Raw genomic sequence first — 18,519 nt, forward strand, 5'->3', positions numbered from 1 at the left:
TATCAAGGGAGAGAAACATGACCCGCTTTACGCCGACCCGCCGTCTCGTGCTGGCCGCCGTCGTCGCGGCGCTGACCCTGCCGGCAATCGCCACCCGTCCCGCTTCCGCCATCACCACCGAGGAGATCAAGGCGCGCGGCAAGATCATCGTCGGCATCCAGGGCGACAATCCGCCCTGGGGCTTCGTGACCAGCGACGGCAAGCAGGACGGCCTGGACGCCGACATGGCACGCCTCTACGCCAAAGAGCTGGGCGTCACAGTGGAGTTCGTGCCGCTCGAGGTGAGCAACCGCATCCCGGCGCTGACCTCCGGCCGCGTCGACGTGCTGTTCGCCACCATGGCGATGCTGCCCGAGCGCGCCAAGGCGGTGCAGTTCAGCAAGCCCTATGTCGCCAACGCCATCGTGCTGATCGCGCCGAAGTCGGTCGAGATCAAGACCAATGCCGACATGGCCAAGGTCTCGATCGGCGTCGCCAAGGGCGCCGCGCAGGACACCCAGGTGACCAAGAACGCGCCGGCCGGTACCACCATCCGGCGCTATGACGGCGATGCACCGAGCATCCAGGCGCTGGTCTCCGGCCAGGTGCAGGCGATCGGCGGCAACATCTTCTATCTCCAGCGCGTCGAGCAGGCCCGTCCCGGTGAGTTCGAGAACAAGCTGGAATTCCAGAAGCTGTACAACGGCGCCTGCACCCGCCTCGGCGAGAAGGAAGTCAACGCCTCGCTCAATGCCTTCATCGACAAGATCAGGGCCAATGGCGAGCTGAAGAAGCTCTACGACAAGTGGATGAAGGTGCCGGTGCATCAGTTCCCCGACAGTCTCGAAGGCATCCCCTTCTCGGCAAGCTGACGCCAGCACCATGGGAGTCCAGGCCATGACGACACATGCTTCCATCGCCAATGCCGCGACGACGGATCCCATGATCGTCATGGCCGATGTCGAGAAGTGGTACGGCGGCTTCAAGGCGCTTTCCGACATCAACCTGTCGGTCCGCCGGGGCGAGAAGATCGTCCTGTGCGGGCCGTCGGGCTCCGGCAAATCGACGCTGATCCGCTGCATCAATCATCTGGAGGCCTACCAGAAGGGCGAGATCCGCGTCGGCGGCACCCGGCTCGGCGACGATAGCCGCACCATCGACGCTATCCGCCGCGAGGTCGGCATGGTGTTCCAGCACTTCAACCTGTTCCCGCATATGACCGTGCTGCAGAACTGCATGCTGGCGCCGATGCGGGCGGCTAAGATGAGCCGGAGCGAGGCTGAGGCGACGGCGCGGCGGCTGCTCGACCGCGTCCGGATCCTGGAGCAGGCCGACAAGTATCCGGCGCAGCTCTCGGGCGGCCAGCAACAACGCGTCGCCATTGCCCGCGCCCTGTGCATGCGCCCCAGCGTCATGCTGTTCGATGAGCCGACCTCCGCCCTCGACCCGGAAATGGTCAAGGAGGTGCTCGACACCATGATCGGCCTCGCCGAGGAGGGGATGACGATGATCTGCGTCACCCATGAGATGGGCTTCGCGCGGCAGGTTGCCGACCGCGTCATCTTCATGGCTGGCGGCACGATAGTCGAGGAAGCGCCGCCTGACGCCTTCTTCACGCAGCCACGCCATGAGCGCACACGCAAATTCCTCGGCGAGATTCTGCGCCCGCATTGAGCGCCGTTTCGCCAGAGCACGACCCTGCCGTTGCACGAGCCGTCCGACACAAATTGAGACGCGAGATGATCACCGGGACCACAAAGCTCATCGGCCATCTCGGTTTCCCAACCGAGAGCTTCAAGTCGCCGATGATTTATAACCCTTATTTCGAGCGCGAGGGGATCGATGTCCTTGTCGTGCCGATGGGGTGCCGCAGCGAGGACTATCCGGGGTTTCTCAAGCTATTCTTCCGGCTTTCCAATGCGCTCGGCGCATTGGTTACCATGCCGCATAAAGTCGTGACCCTCGCCATCGTCGACGAGGTGCGGCCGACAGCCGCGATTGCCGGCGCCTGCAACGCCGTCCGGCGGGAGGCCGACGGGCGGCTCGTCGGCGAGATGTTCGATGGGGAGGGTTTCGTGCGCGGCCTGCTGCGCAAGGGGCGCGAGGTGGCCGGCCAGCGCGGACTGGTCGTCGGCGCCGGCGGGGTTGGCTCGGCCATCGCCGCCTCGCTCGCCCGTGCCGGCATCGCCGAACTCGGCCTGTTCGACAGCCACGCGGCGGCGGCGGACGAACTCCGCCGGCGTCTCGTCGGTCACTATCCCGCCTTGCGGGTCGCCACCGGATCGAACGATCCGGCCGGCTTCGACATCGTCGTCAACGCGACCCCGCTCGGGATGCGCCACGGCGATCCGCTGCCCGTCGACGTCGCGCGGCTTCCCCCCTCCGCCTTCGTCGGCGAGGTGGTGCTGACGCATGAGATCACGCCGTTTCTCGACGCCGTGCGCGCGCGCGGCTGCGCGTTCCAGATCGGCACCGACATGCTGTTCGAGCAGATACCCGCCTATCTCGAATTCTTCGGCCTGCCATCCACAACGCCGGACGATTTGCGCGCCATCGCGCAGCTTCGCTGAAAGGAGCACGCCATGATCCCCTCCATTGCGACCGTCTGCGTATCGGGAACCCTCGTGGAGAAGCTGGAGGCCATTGCGGCGGCGGGCTTTCCGGCGGTTGAAATCTTCGAGAACGATCTGATCGCCTTCCCGGGTTCGCCGGCCGAGGTGCGGCGCATCTGCGGCGATCTCGGCCTGTCCATCGTTACCTGCCAGCCGTTCCGCGATTTCGAGGGCATGCCGGAAACCCGCCGGCAGCGGACCTTCGACCGGGCGGAACGCAAGTTCGACCTGTTGCAGGAGCTGGGCAGCGAGTTGCTGTTCGTCTGCTCCAATGTCTCCCCCGAGGCCCAGAGCGGCATCGACCGGCTGGCCGCCGACTTCGTCGAACTCGGCGAGCGGGCCGGGCGACGCGGCCTGCGCGTCGGCTATGAGGCGCTGGCCTGGGGGCGGCATGTCTACGATTACCGCGACGCCTGGGAAATCGTGCGGCGGGCGGGGCGGCCGGAAGTCGGCGTCGTCCTCGACAGCTTCCATATACTGGCGCGCAAGCTCGAACTCTCGACCATCGGCACCATTCCAAGCGACAAGATCGCCATGGTGCAGATGGCGGACGCGCCGCTGCTGCAACTCGATCCGCTGTCCTGGAGCCGGCACTGGCGTTGCCTGCCGGGGCAGGGCGACCTCGATCTCGCCGGCTTCATGGATGCGCTGGTATCTACCGGTTATGACGGCGTGCTGTCGCTGGAGATCTTCAACGACCGGTTCCGCGCCGGGTCAGCCCGCTCGGTGGCGCTCGACGGCCATCGCTCGCTGATCTGGCTGCTGGACGAGACCGCCCGCCGTCTCGGCCGGCCGGTGCCCGGCGCCGTGCCGATGCCGCTGCCACGGCCCGTCGAGGCGGTGGAGTTCATCGAATTTGCGGTGGCCGAGGTGGAGCGGCCCGGCCTTGAGAAGCTGTTGCGCGCTTTCGGATTTGGACGCACCGGCCGGCACCGCTCGAAGGATGTCGACCTCTGGAGCCAGGGCGATATCCGCATCGTGCTGAACAGCGATGCGGAAGGCTTCGCGCACAGCTACCAGATCACCCACGGCACCTCGGTCTGCGCGCTCGCCCTGCGCGTGCCGGATGCGCAGGGGGCGACACTGCGAGCGCGGGCGCTGCTGGACGTGCCGCATACCGGCGCCGCCGGTCCCGGCGAACTCGATATTCCCGCCGTGCGCGGCGTCGGCGGCAGTCTGGTTTATTTCCTCGACCGCGCCTCGGCGCTCGGCCGCTGGTCCGATGTCGATTTCGAACCGACAGGCGACGTTGTCCCGGGCGCCGGACTTCTCGGCGTCGACCATGTTTCGCAGAGCATGCAGTACGAGGAGATGCTGACCTGGCTGCTGTTCTACTCCTCGCTGTTCGAGACGCATAAGTCACCCACCCAGGCGGTGATCGACCCCGGCGGCGTGGTGCAGAGCCAGGTCATCGAAAGCGGGCCGGTCGATGGGGCCGGCCACGGGCTTCGGCTGATCCTCAACGGCTCGCAGAGCCATCGCACCCTGTCCGCTCGCTTCGTCAATGAGCTGTTCGGTTCCGGTGTGCAGCACATTGCCTTCGCCACCCACGATATCGCCGCCACCGTGACGCGGCTGGTGGCCAGCGGTATGACCATGCTGCCCATCCCCGAGAACTACTATGACGATCTCGAGGCCCGATCCGACCTCGCCGCCGGACAGATCGACGCGCTCAGGACGCTGAACGTCCTCTATGACCGCGATGTCGCGGGCGAGTTCCGCCACGCCTATACCGCGCCGCTCAATGGCGGCTTCTTCTTCGAGATCGTCCAGCGCGACGGCTATGCCGGCTACGGCGCCGCAAACGCCGCCATCCGCCTGACCGCGCAAGCCAATCTGCACACGCTCGCGACGCCGGCATTCGCCGGGCAATGAACGGACGCCTTTTCCTTCCCGTGGCCGCTTGATGGAGGTGGTGCCATGAGCCGACTGATCCTTCCCTACAGTCGAGAGGATGCGGGCGCACCGCCTTCGCTGCATCCGGACTACCGCTCCACCGTGCTCCGCTCGCCCCGGCTTGCCCCTCTCGCCATTCCTGCGACGCTGACCGAGATCACCGGCCCCGACGAAGCCTGGGACCGGCTGATGGGGCCGGCGATGACGGATCTCACCGCGCAGCATCGCGGCGCGCCTCAGGGACAGCGCATCGTCGTTGCCGGCCTCGTTCTCGACGAGCAGGCGCGGCCGGTGCCGCACACCATGATCGAAATCTGGCAGGCCAATGCCGCCGGCCGCTATATCCATTCCCGCGACGACTGGCCGGCGCCGCTCGATCCCAATTTCACCGGCGTCGGCCGGGTGGTCACCGACGCCGAGGGACGATACCGCTTCGTCACCATACGGCCCGGCGCCTACCCCTGGGGAAATCACAAGAATGCCTGGCGGCCGGCTCATATCCATCTCTCCCTGCTCGGCCCGGCCTTCGCGACCCGGCTGGTCACGCAGATGTATTTCCCGGATGATCCGCTGATCGAGATCGATCCGATCGCCAATGCGGTGCCGATGCCCTATCGCCAGCGGCTGGTCGCCCGCTTCGATATCGGCATTACCGAGCCGAACTGGGCGCTCGGCTACCGTTTCGACATCGTGCTCAAAGGCCGCGGCCAGACCCCGTTCGAGGAGCATCACGATGACCACTGACCTCGGGGCCCTCAACGCCGCGCCGCGTTTCGACAACCAGGATCCGGCGCTGTTCGGCCAGACGCCGTCGCAGACGGTGGGGCCGTTCTTTCACTATGGGCTGCCCTGGAAGGGCGGCGGCGATCTGGTCGGCCGTTCCGACATGGGCGCGAGGCCCGACCTGATGCCGCCGGAGCATTTCCTGCTCGCCGAGTCCGGCACGACCGGCAGGCCGCAGGGCGAGGTGATCGAGATTGCCGGCGGCGTCTATGATGGCAATGGTGCGCCGCTGAACGACGTCATGATCGAAATCTGGCACGCCAACGCCGCTGGTCGCTATGCCAGCGTCGAGGATGGTCGCGAGGAGGTGCCGCTGGATCCGCATTTCGTCGGTTTCGGTCGCGCCGCCACCGACAGCAACGGCATATGGCGTTTCCGTACCATCCGCCCCGGCCGGGTGCCGGGCCCCGGCAACACGCTGCAGGCGCCGCACATTGCGCTTTCGGTGCTCGGACGGGGGCTGCTCAAACGCTTGGCGACCCGGCTCTATTTCGCCGACGGGGAGGGCAACGGGGAGGACCCGATCCTGGCGCTGGTGCCGCCGGAACGCCGACATACGCTGATCGCGCAGCGCCGATCCGCTGGGAGCTGGTGGCTCGACATCGTGCTGCAGGGGCGCAACGAAACCGTGTTCTTCGACCTATGAGCCAGTTGCTGCGGACCCGGTCGGCAACCACCGACGCCATGCTGGCGATCTTCGACGATGCGTCGACGCTGCGCCATGCCTTCGGCTTCGAGGCTGCTCTGGCTGCCGCCGAGGCGGCCGAGGGGCTGGTATCTCCGGAGGACGCTGCCGCCATCGCCGCTCTGTGCGGCACGATTGCCATTGATCCGGCGGAACTCGCGGCCGAGGCGGCGCATGCCGGCACGCTGGCCATTCCGCTGGTCGCGCGGCTGCGGGCCGGGATGCCGGAGGCCGCGGCTGCGGTGGTGCACAAGGGCGCCACCAGCCAGGATCTCGCCGATACGGTGCTGTGCTGCCAGATCCGCGACGGCGCAGCGCTGCTCGCGCAGGATGTCGCCGGCATCACGGCCGGCCTCGCCGTGCTGGCGGCGCGGCATGCGACGACGCCCGCTCTCGGCCGCACGCTGCTGCAGGATGCGCGGCCGATAGGCTTCGGCCTGCGCCTCGCGCAGTGGCGGGCCGGCATCTGCGAGGCAGCCGAGCGACTTGAGGCCGAGGTCTCCCGCCATGCGGTGCTCCAGTTCGGCGGGGCCGCCGGAACGCGGGAGGGGCTGGAGGGTAAGGGCGCGGCGGTTGCCGCCCGGCTGGGCGGGGCGCTCGGCCTGCGGGATGTCGTGCCCTGGCACTCCCGGCGCGGCGGTCTGGCAGGCATCGCGGCGGCGGTCGCCATCCTTGTCGGGGCGCTTGCCAAGATGGCGCGCGATATCTCGCTGCTGTCGCAAAACGCGATTGGCGAGGTCTACGAGCCGTCGATCCCCGGTCGGGGCGGTTCCTCGGCGATGGCGCATAAGCGCAATCCGACGGGATGCCAAATCGCACTCGCCGCTGGCCACCGCGTGCCCGGCCTGGTGGCCGGCATCCTGTTCGGGTTGCCGGCGGAGGAGGAGCGCGGCCTTGGCGGCTGGCAGGCGGAAGGGCCGGCGATGGCCGAGCTTTTCCTCCTCGCCGCCGGCAGCGCTGCGGCAATGGCCGAGGTGGCGCAGGGGCTGGAGATCGACATGGCGGCCATTGGCCGAAATCTCGCCGTCGCCGGCCTTGGCGACGCGATCGGCGACAGTGCGGCGCTGGTCGCGCAGTTGCTTGCTGACGCGGGCAAAGGATAGGCGCCATGCCGTTTGTCGTGAATGCGGGCGCTCGCATCTTCTGGAGGCTGGACGGCTCGGAGGCCAAGCCGCCGCTGGTGCTGCTCAATTCGATCGGTACCGACCTGTCGCTGTGGGACGCGGTCGTGCCGCATCTGCTGCCGGCCTTCCGCCTGCTGCGGCTCGACATGCGCGGCCATGGGGCGTCGGATGCGCCGGGCGGCGACTACACCATGGCCCTGCTGGCGGAAGATGTTGCCGCGGCGATGGACGCGGCCGGCATCGATGCGGCTGCCGTGGCCGGTGTGTCGCTCGGCGGTATGGTCGCGATGCAGCTCGCCCTCAACCGGCCGGAGCGGGTGTCGGCGCTGGCGCTGGTGTGCACCTCGCCGGCCATGGACCGCAATGCCTGGGAGGACCGTATCGCACATGTGGCGGAAGGTGGCATGCAGGGCATCGCCGATCTCGCCATGGGGCGCTTCCTGTCGCCGGTCTTCGCCGTGCAACGGCCTGTCGTCGCCGAGAGCCTGCGCCGCAACCTTATCGCCATGGCGGCCGACGGCTATGCCGGTGCCGGGGCGGCGATCCGCGACATGGAACTGCTCGATCGCCTGCCAGGGCTGGCCCTGCCGACTCTGGTCGTCACCGGCGATCGCGACGTCTCCACCCCCTTCGCCGGCCATGGCGAGCGTCTCGTCGCCGGCATTCCCGGTGCTGTCCACGTGCGCCTCGATTGCGCCCACCTTGCGCCGGTCGAAGCGCCGATGGGCCTTGCGGCGGCGCTACGCGACTTTCTGGCGCCGGCGGCAGATGTTCGGCGGGCGGAACAGGCCTTGTTCGAGGACGGGCTCGCCAACCGGCGCCGCGTGCTCGGCGATGCCTGGGTCGACCGCTCGCTTGCCGCACGCACGACCTTCAATGCCGAGTTCCAGGCGATGATCACCCGCACGGCCTGGCACGAGATATGGGGACGGCCCGGCCTCGACGAGCGCACCCGCAGGCTGCTCGTCGTCGCGATCACGGCCAGCCTTGGCCGCTGGGAGGAGTTCGGCCTGCATGTGCGCACCGGGCTCTCGCGCGATGGTTTCACCCGCGGCGAGCTGAAGGAGGTGCTGATGCAGACCGCCGTCTATGCCGGCGTCCCCGCAGCGAACACCGCGTTCGACGAGGCAGGCCGCATCATCGCCGAGATCGACGCGGGGACTTAAAGCGCGGACCCGTGGGCGGGCGAGTGCAGGCCTTGGTCGATCATCGCGCGGTGCCGAAAGCGCGCAGTGATCAGCCTCCGCATCTAACGCTCCAACTCCCGGATGCCGTCCGCGGCGCCCCTCAGGAGGGTCGCGGCTTCTTTCCCTTCGGCTTGCCCTCGAACGTGCTCGGGCGCTCACGCTTGGGCGGACGTTCGCCGGCGCTGTGGTCTGAAGGCATTGCCTCGCGAGCCTTATTGAAGGCGGGCTTGCCGTGCGCCGCTTTGCCATGGGCAGGTTTGCTGTAAGCAGGCTTGCCAAAGGCTGGTTTGCCGTCCGCCGACTTTGCCTGCGCGGGCTTGTCGCGAAAGTTCTTGTCCCGGAAGGGTTTCTCGTAGGACGGTTTTTCGTGATGCGGCTTGTCGTGGGGCGGTTTGCCGCGCAGCGGCTTCCCGCGAGCGGGACGCTCCGAGCGCTCGCCCGACGGGCCGCCGGGCAACGGCTCGATGATCACATCGGCACCGTCTGCCTTGCGCACCGCCTTGCCGAAGCGGTCGGCGGCGGCGAGGCCGACTTCGAAGGCGGTCTCCTCGTCGAAGATGCGGATGGCGCCGATGTCCTTGCGCGTCACGTTTCCGCGCCGGCAGATCAACGGCAGCAGCCAGCGCGGATCGGCATTGTTGCGACGGCCGATATTGAGGCGGAACCATGTGCTGCCGCTCTCGCCCGACGGGCCGCCAAAGTCGCGCTGGGTGCCACGGTCGCGCACATTGCGCGGCTCGCCGGGATCGGCAACTTCTTCCGGAGCCGGCAGACCGGCGCGATAGAGACGCACCAGCGCCGCAGCCAGATGCTCGGCCGAATGGGCGGCAAGCAGCGTCTGTGCGGCGGCGGCATCCTCCTCGCTGGGATCGTCGGCGAGCAGCGGATCGACCAGCATGCGCTCATGGTCGAGCTTGCGGATGTCGTCGGCGGTCGGCGGGCCCGACCAGGTCGGCGTGATGCCCACTCCCCGCATCAGGTCTTCGGTCCGCCGGCGACGGAACGGCGGCACCAGCAGCACGCTCACGCCCTTGCGGCCCGCGCGGCCGGTGCGGCCGCTGCGGTGCTGCAGGCTTTCGGCGTCATTCGGCAGGTCGGCATGGATGACGAGGCCGAGATTCGGCAGATCGATGCCGCGCGCCGCGACGTCGGTGGCGACGCAGACCCGCGCCCGACCGTCCCGCAATGCCTGCAAGGCGTGGTTGCGCTCGTTCTGGCTGAGTTCGCCGGACAGTGCCACCGCGGAGAACTGACGCTCTTGCAGCATCGCATGCAGGCGGCGCACCGCCTCGCGGGTGTTGCAGAACACGATGGCGCTCGGCGTATCATAGTAGCGCAGCACATTGACCACCGCATGGTCGAGCTCGGTCGGGGCGATGCGCATCGTGCGGTATTCGATGTCGGCGTGGCCGCCTTCGGCGCTCGCCACCTCGATGCGCAAGGCGTCGCGCTGGTAGCGCTTGGCGAGCGCGGTGATGCCGCGCGGCATGGTGGCCGAGAACAGCAGGCTGCGCCGCTCCGGCGGTGTGGCGTCGAGAATAAATTCGAGATCTTCGCGAAAGCCGAGATCGAGCATCTCGTCGGCCTCGTCGAGGACGGCGACCCGCAGCGCCGAGAGATCGAGCCGGCCGCGCTCAAGGTGGTCGCGCAGGCGTCCGGGCGTGCCGACGACGATATGGGCGCCCTGGTTCAGCAGGCGCTGCTCGGCGCGCGCGTCCATGCCGCCGACGCAGGAGACGATGCGGGCTCCCGTCGCCGCATAGAGCCAGGCGAACTCGCGCTGGACCTGCAACGCCAGTTCCCGGGTGGGAGCCACCACCAGGGCTTGCGGGGCGGTCGCGGGGGCAAAATGCTCCGCAGTGCCGAGCAGCGTCTCGGCCATGGCAAGTCCATAGGCGACGGTTTTGCCGGAGCCGGTCTGCGCGGAAACCAACAGGTCGCGATCCGAGGCCTCGGGTGCCAGCACCGCGAGCTGTACCGGCGTCGGGTTGTTGTATTCGCGTTCGGCCAAGGCGCGGGCGAGCGCCGGATTTGTCGTTATGAAGGGCACGGCTGGTTCCGCCTATCTCGCAATGTCGTCAGGCGTCGAACGGAAGCCATCGGAAGGGATCACGGGCGTCACTTTAATCGAGCGGCAGCCCGGATGCCACGCCTGCCAGGAAATGATCCAGCGATGCGTTCATGTCGTCGATGCAGACCTGCAGCCGAACGCGCCCGACCGACGACCGGCGTCATGAGGACAAGGCACTCCGAGGCGTCTTGTCCTCTTTCATCGCTCACAGCGCGATCATAGGCCGCCGGCTCAGGCCTTCACCAGGCCTCCACGCTGACGGGAGTCATATTTTCGAAGCCGTCATCGGTGACCACGATCATGTCCTCGATGCAGATCGCGCCGATCTGGGGCGGAATGATCATCGGCTCGATGTAGAAGCACATGCCGGCTTCGATGATGGTGGGCTCGGACGCGGCGAAGGTGGGCGTTTCCACTAGATCGAGGCCGTAGCCGTGGCAGATCGACCAATCCCACTGGCCGAAGCCGGCGGCGCCGATGCATTCCCGCATCGCGGCGACGATGTCCCGGTCGGCGACGCCGGGGCGGATCATCGCCTTGCCGGCCGCAAGCGCCCGCTGGCAGGTTTCGATCATGCTGGCGATGTCCGTTGCCGGGCGGCCGGCGACGACATTGCGCGACATGTCGGACTGGTAGCCGCCCAGCTTGCAGCCGAGATCGATGACGACGAGGTCGTTGTCGGTGATCCGGCGGTCCGGCCGTGGAGCGATGTTCTTCAGGGCACCGCGCTTGCCGGCGCCGACGAAGCAGCCGAATGTCATCTGCTCGGCGCCCGCCGCCATGCAGCCGCTATGCGCCGCCGCCGCCACTTCCGATTCGGTGGCGCCGGGAGCCACCGTCGCCATGGCGGCCTCCATGCCGGCGGCGGTGATCCGGCCAAGCCGGCGCAACAACGAGATTTCCGCCGGTGACTTGATGGTCCGCTGCCGTTGCATGAGCCCGCCATCGTCGACCAGGCGATGGTCTTCCAGCGCCGCGACGAGGCCGGTGCGCAGGGCATAGGGCAGGCGGTCGAAGCCGGCGACGCCGATGCGCCGCTTGGGTTGCCAGGCTGCCGCGAGGTCGGCGACCGCCGCGATGACCTCGGCATAGTCCAACCCGACGGCGCGCACGTCGCGCAGCCAGGTGGTCTGGATGTTGGAGTGCATCGGCTCGCCATGCGCCACGGCACTGGTGACGAGCACCGGATCATGATCACGCCCGACCAGCACCAGCGAGCCGCCGATCCAGGTGGGCGGCATGTAGAAGCCGCTGAGGTAACGGACATTGCTGCCATTCGCCCCTTCTTCCCAGATCAACAGTGCCTCAAGATCCTGTGTCTGGAGGCGTGCTTGAACCGAATGGATGCGAGAGTGGAATTCACTTTCGTCGAAATCAAGTTCAAGGACCGATCTACGCTCCTCCCATCCATATAGATTTCTTGATTTCATCAGATTAACTTCCTATCATTGCATATTTCATGAAATTATATTTGTATTTACTTGATTTAATCTCGATGTTTCGTGTAATTAAGGGTGATATCGAGATATTGATGCGAGTGCTGAGCATGCAAGACGAGAAGGACAACGGCCCCGGACCGCAAGCGGGGCCGATCCCGCAGGGCAGGGCGAAGGCAGTCGAGGCCGTGGTGGTCGCGACGCGAAAGCGGCTGGCCGCCGGATTGCCGCGTCCCGCCTTTGGCAGCGAGCCGGCCGATTTTCTGGCCGTGTTACGGCGGGGAGGGCGGCCATGAGCGGCAACGTCTCGCCGCGCTGGATGCCGGTGCGCGCCTACGCCGCGCGGATCGCCGAGGGAACGATGCGAGCGGCTGAGGTAGTGGAGGAGATGACCGATGCCGAGCGCCGGCTCCGTCATCTCAACGCCTTTGTGCGCCATGACGGTGAGGCGGCTCGCCGCAGGGCGGCGGCGGGCGGCTTTCGGGGTGCGCTCGGCGGCGTCGTGCTGGCGCACAAGGACATGATCTATCGCGATGGCCGCGTGACGACCTGCGGCTCGCGCCTGTTCGAGGGCGTCGCGGCGCGCGAGACCGCCACGGTGCTGCGACGGCTCGATGCGGCGGGGGCGCTCGATCTCGGTACGTTGCATATGGCGGAGTTCGCCCATAACAGCACCGGGCACAACGCCTTTCTCGGACCGGCCCGCAACCCGTGGAACCCGGCGCACATCACCGGCGGCTCCTCGTCCGGTCCCGGCGTGGCGGTGGCTGCCGGTCTGATCCACGGCGCGCTCGGCTCCGACACCGGTGGCTCGATCCGTCTGCCTGCCCATTTCTGCGGCGTCACCGGGCTGAAGCCGACAACGGGACTGGTTTCGCGCGGCGGCTGCATGCCGCTGTCCTTCAGCCTCGACACGATCGGTCCGATGGCCCGTTCGGCCGAGGATGTCGCCGCGCTGCTGGCGCCGCTGGTGGGCGCCGATCCGCGCGACCCCACCGCCGAGCATGCTCCCGCTGCCGACTATGTCGCAGCGTGCGACATGCCCGTCGCGGGGCTGCGGGTGGGGCTGCCCACCGGCTTCTACACCGAGGGGCTGACGCCTGACGTTGCTGCGGCGCTCGATGCCTGCGTGCGGGTGCTGGAGCGGCTCGGCGTCGAGTTGCGGCCCGTCGACCTGCCGGATCAGGACGGGCTCAGTGCGGCGCAACTGGTGCTGGTTGCCAGCGAAGCGGCGAGCCAGCATCGCGAAACACTCTTCACCGATGCGCCCTATGATCCGCAGATCCACAACCGGCTGGTGAACGGGCTGGGTTATTCGGCGCAGGACTATCTTTATGCGCTGCGTGGTCGTGGCGCGGCGCTCGCCGCCCACCTCGCCGCGATCGAGGGCTTCGACGCGGTGCTGACGCCGGTCGCGCCCTTCGATGCGCCGACGCTCGCCGAAACCGATATTGGCGGCGGGCCGGAGGCGGAGGCCCTCATCCAGTCGATCAGCCGCTTCATGCGACCGGCCAATTATTTCGGAGTGCCGGCGCTCGCCTTCCCGGCGGGGTTTTCGGGACGCGGGCTGCCGGTCGGTCTGCAACTGGTGGGGCGCCCGTTCGGCGAGCCGACGCTGTTCGCGCTGGCTTCCGCCTATCAGCGGGTGACGGAGCATCACCGCCTGATGCCGCCGGGGGTCTGAGGCGCCCGAACGCGACGCGGCTGCCACGTCGCTCACGGCATCACCGAAGCGAGCGCCGCGGCGGCACGGTCGACGTCGTCGCGTGCATTGTGGACGTGGAAGGACAGCCGCAACCGCCCGTCGCTGGCGGCGACCAGCAGGCCCTCATCGGCGAGACGGGCAGCGACGGTGCCGGCTTCGGCGCAGGGTATGGCGACGCTGGAGCCGGCCTGCCCGCTCTGCATCGGGGTCCACAGGGCGATGCCGCGTGCGTGCAGCGTGGCCTTCAACTGTCCGGCGAGGGCGAGCGCATGCGACTGGATGGCAGCCAATGGCGTGTCATCGAGCCGATCCAGCACCGCCTTGAGCGCATAGAGCGAACCGAAATTGGGATTGCCGGCCTCGATCGCCGCCACGCCGTCGCGCGGGGCCCAGTCGAGCCGTCCTTCCGCGATCCGGTAGCACGCCACCGAATTCCAGCCCGGTGCGGCGATGGGGCAGGGGCCGAGCCGCTCTTCGTTCCAGTAGAGAAAACCGGCGCCGTGCAGCCCGAGCAGGAATTTATGGGTGCAGGAAACGATAATGTCGCAACAGTGGGCGGGGAACTCGATCACGCCCGCCGAATGGGAGACATCGACGAGAAGCGCTGCGCCGACGGCGCGGCACGCGGCGGCGAGAGGGGCGAGATCAAGCCGGCGGCCGGTGAGGAAACTGACATGGCTGACGCAGACGGCGCGTGTCCGTCGCCCGATCGCGGCGATCAGGCGCTCTTCGCTGCCCTCGCCGGAGCGGATCCAGCGCAGGACGCCGCCCTCGGTCGGATACCCGGCGAAGGCGAGGGGAAGCGAGGGGAATTCGTCCTCCAGCACGATGATTTCGCCGGGCGCCCGCATCAGCGCGCGGGCGGCAAGGTCCATGGCATGGCTGACGCTGGCCGTGAACCCCAGCCGCTTCTCGGCATAAGGCAGGCCGAGCCGGCGGCCGAGCGCCACGCGGGTCGCCTCTACCCGCTCCTCCATGCGGCGCCGGCCCGGTCCTCCCGCGCTCTTGTCGGCGGCATAGTCGGCGAGCGCGTCAAGCGCGACCCGGAGCACCGGGGCTTCGCCGCCGGCATAGAGATGGCAGACGCCCTCGGGCAGGCCGACGAATTCTGTGTGCGCCAGCAATGCGGTAGCGGCGGTGGGCAGGGCGCCGACCTCGGTGGGGAAAACGGACATGGCCATCAGCTCGCAAGGTTCAAGAAAGCACGGCTGCGCGGGTCGCGGGGGGCGGTGAAGAAATCGATGGCCGGTGCGTCCTCCACGATGACCCCGCGCTGCATGAACACCACCCGGTCCGCCACCTCGCGGGCAAAGCCCATCTCATGGGTGACGATGATCATGGTGACGCGCTCATCCGTGGCGAGGGTACGCATCACCGCCAGAACCTCGGCGACCTTCTCGGGGTCGAGCGAGGCCGTCACTTCGTCGAAAAGCAGGACCCGGGGCCGCAAAGCCAGGGCCCGGACGATGGCGACGCGCTGCTGCTGGCCGCCGGACAGCTGGCGAGGATAGCGGTCGGCGAGGTCGGCGAGGCCGACGCTATCCAGCAATGCCAACGCCTCGCGCCGCGCCTCGGCGGGCGGCTGGCCGAGCACATGGATGGGCGCCTCGGTGACGTTCTCCAGTGCAGTGAGGTGTAGGAACAGGTTGAAATGCTGGAACACCATGCCGATCGGGCGGCGCAGCTCGCGCATCTCCGGCGGGTCGTCGGGAATGAGACGTCCGGCGAAGCGGCGATAGGGCAGGCGGCGGCCGAACAGCTCGATGTCTCCGGCATCCGGACGTTCGAGGCCGGCGATCAGGCGCAGCACCGTGGTCTTGCCCGAGCCGCTGCCGCCGATCAGCGCCAGGCGCTGGCCTTCCGGCACATCCAGCGAGAAGCCGGACAGGATGGTGGCGCCGCCGAAGGATTTGCCGATGCCGGAGAGCCTCAGGGCGTTCAGCGGCGGCGTGTGATGCGCGGTTTCAGGAGCGGCCGGCAAGGCGCACCTCCACGCGACGCAGCACCAGCGCCGTCACCAGGCTGAAGGCCAGGAAGATCAGGCCTACCAGCGTCAGCGGCTCGTAATAGCGATAGGTCTGGCTGGCCTCCCGCAAGGCGGTGCCCAGCAGCTCATGCACGCCGATCACGGCGAGCAGCGGCGTCTCCTTGAACATCGCGATGAGGTAGTTGCCGAGCGCGGGGACGACCGGCGGCAGTGCCTGCGGCAAGATGATGTGGCGCCAGATGCGGTAGATCGGCAGGCTGAGGGCGCGCCCCGCCTCCCACTGGCCGTGCGGCACCGCCTCGATGCCGGCGCGATACACCTCGGCGGTGTAGGTGGCATAGTGCAGGCCGAGGGCGATGATGCCGCAGGCCAGCGTCGGGATGCGCACGCCGTAGAGCGGCAGCACGTAATAGATGAAGAAGATCTGGATCAGCAGCGGCGTCGAGCGGACGAACTCCACCAGCGCCGAGGCCGGCGTGTGGATCACGGCGTGCCGCGACCGCCGCAGCAGGGCGAGGACAAGGCCGAGCACCAGCGCGACCGCCATGCCGCCCAGCGTCGCCTCGATGGTGATCAGCGACGCCTTGAGCAGGATCGGCAGCAGCTCGGCGGCATAGTCGAGCTGAAACATCATCGCGCCGCTGCCATGGTTCGGGCCACGCCGTAGCGGCGTTCCAGCGCGCGCATGGCCAGCGTCAACGTGTAGGCGATGCCGAAATACACCGCGAGCAGCAGGATATAGACGGTCGTCACCCGGCCGGTGGTCTGTGCCAGCGCGTTGCCGACGAAGGTGAGATCGGAAATCGTGATCAGCGACAGCAGCGAGGTCGCCTTGACGAGTTCGATGAGCTGGTTGCCGAAGGGCGGCAGCATGGCCGGCAACGCCTGCGGCAGCAGCACCCGGCGCAGCACCCGGTTCGGCGGCATGTGGAGTGCGAGGGCGGCCTCGATCTGCCCGCGCGGCACGGCGAGCAGCGCGCCGCGCACGATCTCCGAGCCATAGGCGCCGAAATTGAGCGCGAGCGTGGCGACGCCCGTCGTCCACGGCGACAGCTCGATGCCGATCAGCGGCAGCACGTAGAACATGAAGAAGAGCTGCACCAGCAGCGAGGTGCCGCGAAACAGCTCGACATAGACGACCGCCGCCACGGCAATCGTCCGGACGTGCGACAGCCGGGCCAGACCGGCAATGAGCGCGAACAGGGCCGCGAACGGTGCCGTCAGCAAGGTGATGGCCACGGTCGTCATGGCGCCGTCGACGAGACGGGGAGCCAGAGCGATGACGGTGGTGAGCAGAGTTTCCATGGTCCGATGCCGTTGTGCTCCCGTCCGACCCACATGGGCCGGACGGGAGTTTGTCACGATCCGAAGTCGGTCGCCGTCTCTCAGGCCTTGCAGAGTTCGGCCGAGGTGGGGGTCGAGGCGATCGGGGAAAGCGCCTCCGGCAGCCCGTACTTCTTGTTGATCGCGGCCAGTTCGCCCGAGGCGACCAGCTTCGCCAGGCCGGCGTCGTAGGCTTCGCGCAGGGCGTTGTCTTCCTTACGGAAGCCCATGGCGGCGTAGTCGATCGCCGGCTTGCCATCGACGATCGGGTCGACGAAGTCCTTGACGATCTCCAGGCCGGAATCCGACATGGTCAGCAGGGTCGGATAGATGATGACCAGCGAGCAGAACGCCACGTCGGCGCGCCCGCCCTGGACCGCGGCGAGCAGGGGAGCGGTGTCGGGAAGAACCACCCACTGGGACTCGGGCACGCCGGCCGCCTTCGCATAGGCCTCCTCGACGCCGCCGCGCAGCACCGCCATCTTGATGTCGGGGTTCTTCTTGACGTCGTCCAGGCTCTTGATGCCGCGCGGATTGCCGGCCTTCACCACCATGGTCTCGCGGCTCATCGAGTCCGGGTTGCCATAGGCGAGAACCTCGCAGCGCTTCGGGCGGATGTAGAGGCCGGTGCAGATCACGTCGAAGCGCTTGGCGAGCAGGCCGGGGATGAGGGCGCTGAACTCGGCGACCACCGGCTCCACCTTGGCGATGCCGGCGCTTGCCAGGGCCGCCTTCAGCACGTCGGGGGACTGGCCGGTGAGCACGCCCTTATCGTCGAGGAAGGCGTAGGGAAGCTGGTTGGAAAGGCCGACCTTGATGGTCGAGGGCAGGCTGGCGGCCTGAGCGCGCGTGGAGGGCAGCAGGGTGCCGAGCCCGGCGCCGAGCAGGCCGGCGCCGGCGCCCAGCGTGAGCAGGCCGCGGCGGTCGATGGAAAAGGTCATTGCAGGCTCCTCTGTCGAAGGTCGTTTTTTTGGATTGGGGTCGTGCAGCAGTCGTCGCGGCTGTTTTCAGCTCGCGATCTCGTCGTCGCTCCGGGCCAGGGTCTGGAGCGCGAGGCGGCGGCCGGCGAGGATGTGATCCTCCATGGCCCTTCGGCTGGCCGCCGGATCGCGGGCGCGCAGGGCGTCGACGATGCCGGCGTGATGGCCGTAGGTGAACCCGATCGCGGTGATCCGGCGCGAGGCCCGCAGCAGGCGCTCGACATCGGTCGCCAGCAGCTGGTTCCGGCTGCCCCGGGCGATGATCAGGTGGAAGTCGAGGCTGTGCAGCATGTCCTCGCGCTGGGCGCTGTCACCGAGCTGCGAGGTACGGCAACAATCGTGCTCGCACAGCTCGGCGAGCAGGTCGAGCTCGTCGGCGGTGAGGTGGCGGGCAGCCCGTTCCGCGGCGGCGCCTTCCAGGATGACTCGCAGATCGAAGGTGTCCAGCACCTCCTGGACGCTGAGCCCCCGCACTACATAGCCGCGGCGCGGGAAAAGCTGCACGAGGCCTTCCTGGCACAGCAGGGCCAGCGCCTCGCGCACCGGGGTCTTGCTCACCGATAGCCGTGCCGCGACCTCCTTCTCGAGCAGGATCTCGCCGATGGGAATCCGCTGGTCGAGAATGTCGCTGCGCAGCGTCTCCATGACCATCGTGCGCAGATCGGGCTGAGGCATCCGTGAAATCCTTAAGATATATCTCGGATATGTTCGTGGATGGCGAGTGGGGATGGCAAGGCCAAAATTGTGTCAG

General features: G+C 67.9%; 18 protein-coding genes. 10 read left to right on the forward strand and 8 right to left on the reverse strand.

From position 1 onward, the window contains the following. Positions 1-17: 17 nt before the first annotated feature. The 8 genes from KHC24_RS05530 to pcaDC all read left to right on the forward strand — a co-directional run bounded on the left by KHC24_RS05530 (position 18) and on the right by pcaDC (position 8,245). Positions 18-851: a transporter substrate-binding domain-containing protein gene (locus KHC24_RS05530; protein WP_213360245.1), complete on the forward strand. Its 834-nt coding sequence runs from the start codon at positions 18-20 to the stop codon at positions 849-851. Positions 852-921: 70 nt separating this feature from the next. Beyond that, a complete protein-coding gene (locus tag KHC24_RS05535) occupies positions 922-1,653 on the forward strand; it encodes an amino acid ABC transporter ATP-binding protein (RefSeq protein WP_213361235.1) in 732 nt (243 codons plus the stop codon). 65 nt (positions 1,654-1,718) lie between these two features. Next, entirely contained in the window at positions 1,719-2,549 is an 831-nt protein-coding gene (locus tag KHC24_RS05540) for a shikimate dehydrogenase family protein (protein ID WP_213360247.1), read from the forward strand. Positions 2,550-2,561: 12 nt separating this feature from the next. Then, positions 2,562-4,466 (forward strand): bifunctional sugar phosphate isomerase/epimerase/4-hydroxyphenylpyruvate dioxygenase family protein, encoded by a 1,905-nt coding sequence (locus KHC24_RS05545; RefSeq protein WP_213360259.1) that lies wholly within the window; start codon positions 2,562-2,564, stop codon positions 4,464-4,466. Between the two features lie 45 nt (positions 4,467-4,511). Then, entirely contained in the window at positions 4,512-5,231 is a 720-nt protein-coding gene (gene pcaH / locus KHC24_RS05550) for a protocatechuate 3,4-dioxygenase subunit beta (RefSeq protein WP_213360262.1), read from the forward strand. Then, positions 5,221-5,916, forward strand: coding sequence for a protocatechuate 3,4-dioxygenase subunit alpha (pcaG, locus tag KHC24_RS05555; RefSeq protein ID WP_213360264.1), 696 nt, complete (start codon positions 5,221-5,223; stop codon positions 5,914-5,916). The genes pcaH and pcaG overlap by 11 nt, the downstream gene beginning before the upstream one ends. Further along, positions 5,913-7,058: a lyase family protein gene (locus KHC24_RS05560; protein ID WP_213360270.1), complete on the forward strand. Its 1,146-nt coding sequence runs from the start codon at positions 5,913-5,915 to the stop codon at positions 7,056-7,058. The genes pcaG and KHC24_RS05560 overlap by 4 nt, the downstream gene beginning before the upstream one ends. A 5-nt stretch (positions 7,059-7,063) precedes the next feature. Further along, positions 7,064-8,245 carry a bifunctional 3-oxoadipate enol-lactonase/4-carboxymuconolactone decarboxylase PcaDC gene (pcaDC, locus tag KHC24_RS25535; protein ID WP_213360273.1) on the forward strand — a complete coding sequence of 394 codons (1,182 nt, stop codon included), beginning with the start codon at positions 7,064-7,066 and terminating at the stop codon, positions 8,243-8,245. Positions 8,246-8,366: 121 nt separating this feature from the next. Here the strand turns inward: pcaDC and KHC24_RS05570 are convergent, their stop codons facing one another. Continuing rightward, entirely contained in the window at positions 8,367-10,316 is a 1,950-nt protein-coding gene (locus KHC24_RS05570; RefSeq protein ID WP_213360275.1) for a DEAD/DEAH box helicase, read from the reverse strand. Between the two features lie 260 nt (positions 10,317-10,576). Next, the gene (locus tag KHC24_RS05575) at positions 10,577-11,767 is read right to left on the reverse strand and encodes a M24 family metallopeptidase (protein ID WP_213360278.1); all 1,191 of its coding nucleotides are present in this window, start codon (positions 11,765-11,767) and stop codon (positions 10,577-10,579) included. A 29-nt stretch (positions 11,768-11,796) separates the two neighbouring features. Between KHC24_RS05575 and KHC24_RS05580 the strand changes: the two genes are divergently transcribed. After that, positions 11,797-12,069: a hypothetical protein gene (locus KHC24_RS05580; RefSeq protein ID WP_213360281.1), complete on the forward strand. Its 273-nt coding sequence runs from the start codon at positions 11,797-11,799 to the stop codon at positions 12,067-12,069. Beyond that, complete coding sequence (locus KHC24_RS05585) at positions 12,066-13,457, forward strand: amidase (protein ID WP_213360283.1); 1,392 nt, start codon at positions 12,066-12,068, stop codon at positions 13,455-13,457. Before KHC24_RS05580 ends, KHC24_RS05585 begins: the two co-directional genes overlap by 4 nt. 32 nt (positions 13,458-13,489) lie before the next feature. Here the strand turns inward: KHC24_RS05585 and KHC24_RS05590 are convergent, their stop codons facing one another. The 6 genes from KHC24_RS05590 to KHC24_RS05615 all read right to left on the reverse strand — a co-directional run bounded on the left by KHC24_RS05590 (position 13,490) and on the right by KHC24_RS05615 (position 18,413). After that, positions 13,490-14,653: an aminotransferase class V-fold PLP-dependent enzyme gene (locus KHC24_RS05590; protein ID WP_213360285.1), complete on the reverse strand. Its 1,164-nt coding sequence runs from the start codon at positions 14,651-14,653 to the stop codon at positions 13,490-13,492. Positions 14,654-14,658: 5 nt separating this feature from the next. Then, on the reverse strand, positions 14,659-15,459 hold the full coding sequence (locus KHC24_RS05595) for an amino acid ABC transporter ATP-binding protein (protein ID WP_271180657.1): 801 nt from the start codon (positions 15,457-15,459) through the stop codon (positions 14,659-14,661). Further along, complete coding sequence (gene ehuD / locus KHC24_RS05600) at positions 15,443-16,099, reverse strand: ectoine/hydroxyectoine ABC transporter permease subunit EhuD (protein WP_213360287.1); 657 nt, start codon at positions 16,097-16,099, stop codon at positions 15,443-15,445. The genes KHC24_RS05595 and ehuD overlap by 17 nt, the downstream gene beginning before the upstream one ends. Continuing rightward, a complete protein-coding gene (gene ehuC / locus KHC24_RS05605) occupies positions 16,096-16,770 on the reverse strand; it encodes an ectoine/hydroxyectoine ABC transporter permease subunit EhuC (RefSeq protein ID WP_213360289.1) in 675 nt (224 codons plus the stop codon). Before ehuC ends, ehuD begins: the two co-directional genes overlap by 4 nt. Positions 16,771-16,850: 80 nt before the next feature. Beyond that, positions 16,851-17,729 (reverse strand): ectoine/hydroxyectoine ABC transporter substrate-binding protein EhuB, encoded by an 879-nt coding sequence (gene ehuB / locus KHC24_RS05610; protein WP_213360291.1) that lies wholly within the window; start codon positions 17,727-17,729, stop codon positions 16,851-16,853. Between the two features lie 66 nt (positions 17,730-17,795). Beyond that, on the reverse strand, positions 17,796-18,413 hold the full coding sequence (locus tag KHC24_RS05615; protein WP_213360299.1) for a GntR family transcriptional regulator: 618 nt from the start codon (positions 18,411-18,413) through the stop codon (positions 17,796-17,798). Positions 18,414-18,519: the final 106 nt, after the last annotated feature.

The organism is Ancylobacter defluvii (assembly GCF_018390605.1).
In the GTDB taxonomy this organism is placed as follows: Bacteria; Pseudomonadota; Alphaproteobacteria; order Rhizobiales; family Xanthobacteraceae; genus Ancylobacter; species Ancylobacter defluvii.

What these genes read in the sequence shown, in the direction of transcription:
- KHC24_RS05540 (WP_213360247.1), top strand. Translation starts at nt 1,719, where the DNA reads ATGATCACCGGGACCACAAAGCTCATCGGCCATCTCGGTTTCCCAACC.
- KHC24_RS05590 (WP_213360285.1), bottom strand. Translation starts at nt 14,653, where the DNA reads ATGTCCGTTTTCCCCACCGAGGTCGGCGCCCTGCCCACCGCCGCTACC.
- KHC24_RS05575 (WP_213360278.1), bottom strand. Translation starts at nt 11,767, where the DNA reads ATGAAATCAAGAAATCTATATGGATGGGAGGAGCGTAGATCGGTCCTT.
- KHC24_RS05615 (WP_213360299.1), bottom strand. Translation starts at nt 18,413, where the DNA reads ATGGAGACGCTGCGCAGCGACATTCTCGACCAGCGGATTCCCATCGGC.
- KHC24_RS05580 (WP_213360281.1), top strand. Translation starts at nt 11,797, where the DNA reads ATGAAATTATATTTGTATTTACTTGATTTAATCTCGATGTTTCGTGTA.
- pcaDC (WP_213360273.1), top strand. Translation starts at nt 7,064, where the DNA reads ATGCCGTTTGTCGTGAATGCGGGCGCTCGCATCTTCTGGAGGCTGGAC.
- KHC24_RS05545 (WP_213360259.1), top strand. Translation starts at nt 2,562, where the DNA reads ATGATCCCCTCCATTGCGACCGTCTGCGTATCGGGAACCCTCGTGGAG.
- ehuB (WP_213360291.1), bottom strand. Translation starts at nt 17,729, where the DNA reads ATGACCTTTTCCATCGACCGCCGCGGCCTGCTCACGCTGGGCGCCGGC.
- ehuC (WP_213360289.1), bottom strand. Translation starts at nt 16,770, where the DNA reads ATGGAAACTCTGCTCACCACCGTCATCGCTCTGGCTCCCCGTCTCGTC.
- pcaG (WP_213360264.1), top strand. Translation starts at nt 5,221, where the DNA reads ATGACCACTGACCTCGGGGCCCTCAACGCCGCGCCGCGTTTCGACAAC.
- pcaH (WP_213360262.1), top strand. Translation starts at nt 4,512, where the DNA reads ATGAGCCGACTGATCCTTCCCTACAGTCGAGAGGATGCGGGCGCACCG.
- KHC24_RS05585 (WP_213360283.1), top strand. Translation starts at nt 12,066, where the DNA reads ATGAGCGGCAACGTCTCGCCGCGCTGGATGCCGGTGCGCGCCTACGCC.
- KHC24_RS05560 (WP_213360270.1), top strand. Translation starts at nt 5,913, where the DNA reads ATGAGCCAGTTGCTGCGGACCCGGTCGGCAACCACCGACGCCATGCTG.
- KHC24_RS05530 (WP_213360245.1), top strand. Translation starts at nt 18, where the DNA reads ATGACCCGCTTTACGCCGACCCGCCGTCTCGTGCTGGCCGCCGTCGTC.
- ehuD (WP_213360287.1), bottom strand. Translation starts at nt 16,099, where the DNA reads ATGATGTTTCAGCTCGACTATGCCGCCGAGCTGCTGCCGATCCTGCTC.
- KHC24_RS05535 (WP_213361235.1), top strand. Translation starts at nt 922, where the DNA reads ATGATCGTCATGGCCGATGTCGAGAAGTGGTACGGCGGCTTCAAGGCG.